Annotated in this window: 1 protein-coding gene; it reads left to right on the forward strand. The window is 67.9% G+C overall.

Annotated elements, in window-relative coordinates:
- The coding region (locus ACX4ZE_RS22360; RefSeq protein ID WP_480275437.1) for an amino acid adenylation domain-containing protein at positions 1-5766 on the forward strand (5766 nt) is incomplete at both ends.

Consider the following 5766-nt stretch of genomic DNA (forward strand, 5'->3'; position numbering starts at 1 on the left):
TCGGGTCGATGAGCAGGTGAAGATCCGGGGGTTTCGGGTCGAGCCGGGGGAGGTGGCGGCGGTGTTGGGGTCGCATCCGGCGGTTTCGCAGGCGGTGGTCGCGGCCCGTGAGGTGGCCGGGGTGGGGGCGGGCACACAGTTGGTGGGGTATGTGGTGGCCGATGGTGGGGTCGATGGTGCGATGTTGCGGCGGTTCGTGGCCGAGCGGTTGCCCGAGTTCATGGTCCCGGCCGCGGTAGTGGTACTCGAGGCGATGCCGTTGACGCCGAACGGGAAGCTCGACCGTGCGGCGTTGCCGGACCCGGAATTCGTGTCCGGGGTGGGGTATCGAGCGCCGCGCACGGAGCGCGAACAGGTGTTGGCGGAGCTGTTTGGGGACGTGCTCGGGGTGGACCGGGTGGGTATCGATGACGGGTTCTTCGAGCTGGGTGGGCATTCGCTGTTGGCGACGCGGTTGGTGAGCCGGATCCGGTCGGTGTTGGGGGTGGAGGTCGCGATCCGGGTGGTATTCGACGCCCCCACCGTCGCGCAGCTGGTCGCCCGGCTCGACGACGGTGCGCGGGTGCGTCCGGCGCTGACGGTGGCAAAGCGCCCGGAACCGGTACCAGCATCATACGCGCAGCGACGGTTGTGGTTCATCCACCGGCTCGAAGGTCCCTCGGCCACCTACAATATACCGATGGGGGTGCGCCTGACGGGCGCGGTGGATGTGGCGGCGTTGCGGGCCGCGCTCGTCGATGTGGTGGGGCGGCACGAGAGCCTGCGGACGGTGTTCGCCGAGGTCGGCGGGGTGCCGGTGCAGCGGGTGTTCGCGGCCGGAGAATTCGAGGTGCCGGTGGTGGTGTCGGAGGTGGGGGACGTGGCTGCGGCTGTGGCTGCGGCGGCGCGCTACGAGTTCGACCTGGCCTCGGAGATCCCGGTACGGGCGGACGTGTTCCGTTGCGCTCGCAACGAGTACGTGCTGATGCTGCTGATACACCACATCGCCGGTGACGGGTGGTCGCTGGCGCCGTTGCTGCGGGATCTGGCGAGCGCCTACACCGCGCGCACCCATGGCCGGAGCCCGGACTGGAAGCCGCTGCCGGTGCAGTATGTGGACTACACGTTGTGGCAGCGGCAGCTGTTGGGTGAGCAGTCTGATCCCGGCAGTGTGTTGTCGCGGCAGCTGGCGTATTGGCGGGGGGATCTGGCGGGTCTGTCCGCACAGCTGCGGTTGCCGACTGATCGGCCGCGGCCGCGGGTGGCGAGCTATCGCGGCGACACGGTGGCGTTGGTGATCGATGCCGAGACCCAGGCGCTGGTGCGGCGGGTGGCGCGGCGGGAGGACGTGACGGTGTCGATGGTGTTGCAGGCGGGGTTGGTGGTGTTGTTGTATCACTTGGGTGCGGGGGAGGACATTCCGGTCGGGTCGCCGATCGCCGGGCGTACCGATGAGGCGTTGACCGATCTGGTCGGGTTCTTCGTCAATACGTGGGTGTTGCGGGCACGAGTTGCTGCGGCGGGTTCGTTTACCGATCTGCTCGGGCAGGTGCGGGAGAAGGCGCTGGCGGCCTACGCCAATCAGGATGCGCCGTTCGAGTTGTTGGTCGAGTTGCTCAACCCGGTGCGTTCCACGGCGCATCATCCGTTGTTCCAGGTGGCGTTGGCCTTCCAGAACAACACGTTGCCCGTGATCGAGCTGCCCGGAATCGGCGTCCGTCCCTTCTTCTGCTCACCGGGGACATCCCGTTTCGACCTGTGGTTCAACATCGACGATTCGTCCGCACGAAACGGCTGGAACGGTTTCGTGGAGTTCGCGACCGATCTGTTCGACCGGGAGACGGTCGAGGCGATCGCAGCCCGGTATGTGCGGGTGTTGCGGCAGGTGGCGGCCACCCCGCAGATGGCGGTGGGTGCGGTGGAGGTGCTCACCGCCGCCGAACGCGACTGGTTGCTGCGGGACTACAACGCCACCACCGTGGCTGTCGATACCGACACCACCGTGGTGGAGTTGGTCGAGGCGTGGGTGCGGCGGTCCCCCGAGGCGGTGGCGGTGGTGTGTGCGGGGGTGGAGTTGACCTACCGTGACCTCAACGAGCGCGCCGACCGTCTGGCGCGTCTGTTGGTCGTGCGGGGGGTAGGGCCCGAGCGGGTGGTGGCGGTGGCGCTGCCCCGGTCGGTGGAGTTGGTGGTGGCGTTGCTGGCGGTGTGGAAGGCCGGGGGCGCGTATCTGCCGGTGGATCCGACCTACCCGCGTGACCGGTTGGCGTTCATGTTCGCCGACGCGGCTCCGGTGGTCGTGGTGACTGATCGGGCCACGGCCGCGGCCCTGCCGGTGGTCGCGGTGGACACGTTGTGCCTCGACGTTCCGGGGACCTTCGCTGGTGTCTCCAGTGCGGCCGCTGTGACCGACGCCGATCGGCGTGGGCGGTTGCGGCCGAGGAATCTGGCCTATCTGATCTACACCTCTGGTTCGACTGGTCGCCCTAAGGGTGTCGCGGTCACCCACCGTGATGTGGTGTCTTTGTTCGGTGGTACGGCGGGGTGGTGTGGTTTCGGTGCGGGGGATGTGTGGGCGTGGTGTCATTCGCCTGCGTTCGATTTCTCGGTGTGGGAGTTGTGGGGTGCGCTCGTGCATGGCGGTCGGGTTGTGGTGGTGGCGTGGGAGACGGTTCGGTCACCGGTCGATTTGTGGGAATTGGTAGTTCGTGAGCGGGTCACGGTTCTCAACCAGACACCGTCGGCGTTTTATGCGTTGTCGGAGGCTCGGGCGCCGGGTGTGGCCGGTACCGGTGCGCTGCGGTTGGTGATCTTCGGGGGTGAGTCGTTGGATCCGGCGCGTTTGGGTGCTTGGTTGTCTGCGCAGCATGATGGTGGACCTGAGTTGGTCAATATGTACGGGATCACCGAAACGACTGTGCATGTAACGAAATCGGTGTTGTCGAGCATTCGTGATGGCTATGTTCATAGTCCGATCGGCACCCCGGTGGGGAATATGCGGGTGTTCGTGCTGGATTCGTGGTTGCGGCCGGTGCCGGTGGGGGTGGCGGGGGAGTTGTATGTGGCCGGTGCGCAAGTGGGGCGCGGCTATCACGGGCGGGTGGGGTTGACGGCGGCGCGGTTCGTGGCTGATCCGTTCGATGTCGTTGGTGGGGGGCGGGTGTATCGGACCGGGGATGTGGCGCGGTGGACCGTGGCTGGGGAGCTGGAGTATCTGGGTCGGGTCGATGAGCAGGTGAAGATCCGGGGGTTTCGGGTCGAGCCGGGGGAGGTGGCGGCGGTGTTGGGGGCGCATCCGGCGGTGGGGCAGGCGGTGGTCGTGGCGCGGGAGGCGGCCGGGGTGGGGGCGGGTACACAGTTGGTGGGGTATGTGGTCCTCGACCGGTCCAGTGTGGCGGGGGAGGGGGAGTTGGTCGAGCAGTGGCGTCGGGTGTACGACGATCTGTCCGCCGGGGCGGGGGATGCCGATCGTGTCGGGTCCGGGGTGGGGTTCGGTGAGGATTTCGCGGGGTGGGACAGCAGTTATTCCGGGGCGCCGATCCCGGTTGCGCAGATGCGGGAGTGGCGGGCGCGCACGGTCGAGCGGATCCGGAGCCTGGGGGGTAAGAGAGTCCTCGAGATCGGTGTCGGGTCAGGGCTGTTGTTGTCGCAATTGGCGCCGGACTGCCGGGAGTATTGGGCGACGGACCTGTCGGCGGCGACGGTGCGGACGCTCGATCGGCGATTGGCCGCGCTGCGGGCGGAGTGGACCGAGCGGGTCGTCCTGCGCACCGCCGCGGCCGACGATCTCGCGGGGTTGCCCGAGGGCTATTTCGATACCGTTGTGGTGAATTCGGTGGTCCAGTATTTCCCCGGCCAGGCTTATCTGCGGCGGGTCGTCGAGCGGGTGTTGCGCCTGTTGGCGCCTGGGGGCGGGTTGTTCGTCGGTGATGTGCGGAATCTGTCGCTGCTGGAGGAGTTCACGACTGCGGTGCAGCTCGCCCGTGGTGGGGACACCGATCCGCGGGCGGTGCGGGAGCGGGTCCGTCGAGAGATCGCTACCGAGCAGGAGTTGCTGGTGGCGCCGGAGTATTTCCGGGCGTTGTCCGACGAGATCGGCGACATCGGCGCGGTCGCTGTCGAACTCAAGGCGGGCCGGGCGGTCAATGAGTTGACTCGTTACCGCTACGACGTGGTCATCCGTAAGCGTCCGACTGAGGTGTTGTCGTTGGCGGAGGTGCCGCGGACCCGGTTCGTCGACCACGACGGTTTGTCGTCGGTGAACAGTATGTTGGTTGCGGCGCGGGGTGGTTGGCTGCGGCTGACGGACATTCCGCATCTGGGTTTGGTCGACGATGTCCGCGCGGTCGAGCGGCTCCGAGCAGGACAATCCCCCACCCCCGACCCCGAACGTATCGGGACCGAACAGATAACACCCCCCCATGGCGACCGAATCGGCGCCGGACTGCTCCCGGAGGATCTGTACGCTCTCGGGGAGGGGCTGGGGTTCACCACCGCGGTGACGTGGTCGACGCACGCGGGGTGCATGGACGCGGTGTTCGTCGACTCCACGCTCGCGCACGGCAAACACCTCACCGACGTGTTCACGGCACCGACGATGCGGAAAGACCCCGCCCGCTATACCAACAATCCACAGGCGAGCCTGCTGACCGCGGACGTGCGCCGCTTCGCGGCCGACCGACTGCCGGAGTTCATGGTCCCGGCCGCAGTGATATCGGTCGAGGCGATGCCGTTGACCCCGAACGGGAAACTCGATCGTGCGGCGTTACCGGACCCGGAATTCGTGTCCGGGGTGGGGTATCGGGCGCCGCGCACGGCACGCGAACGGGTGCTGGCCGAGTTGTTCGGTGATGTCCTCGGGGTGGCCCGGGTCGGGCTCGACGACGACTTCTTCGACCTGGGGGGACATTCCCTGTTGGCGACCCGGCTGGTGAGCCGGATCCGGACGGTGTTGGGGGTAGAGGTGCCGATCCGGACGGTGTTCGACGCCCCCACCGTCGCGCAACTGGTGACCCGCCTCGACGACGAAACCGCAGTACGGCCGGTATTGGCGGTGGCAAAGCGGCCGGAGCCGATACCGGTGTCGTTCGCGCAACGACGGTTGTGGTTCATCCACCGGTTCGAAGGCCCCTCGGCCACCTACAACATGCCGTTGGGGGTGCGGCTGACGGGCGCGGTGGAGGTGGCGGCGTTGCGAGCCGCGCTCACCGATGTGGTGGGGCGGCACGAAAGCCTGCGGACGGTGTTCGCCGAAATGGACGGTGTACCGGTGCAACGGATCCTCGCGGCCGGCCAATTCGAGGTACCGGTGACGGTGACCGAGGTGGAGGACGTGGACGTGGCGGCGGCGGTGGCCGCGGCGGCGCGCTACGAGTTCGACCTGGCCTCGGAGATCCCGGTACGGGCCAGTGTGTTGCGTTGCGCGTGCGACGAGTACGTGCTGATGCTGCTGGTGCACCACATCGCTGGGGACGGGTGGTCGTTGGCGCCGTTGCTGCGGGATCTGGCGACCGCCTACACCGCGCGCACCCACGGCCGCAGCCCGGAGTGGGCGCCGCTGCCGGTGCAGTACGCCGACTACACGCTGTGGCAGCGGCAGCTGTTGGGCGAGGCGTCCGATCCCGACAGTGTGTTGTCGCGGCAGCTGGCGTATTGGCGGGACGAACTGGCGGGGCTGCCCGAACAACTGCGGTTGCCGACCGACCGGCCCCGCCCACGGGTGGCCAGCTACCGCGGTGACACCGTGGCGGTGGTGATCGACGCCGAGACCCGGGCGCTGCTGCAACA

This window comes from Nocardia sp. TBRC8007 (genome assembly GCF_056629435.1).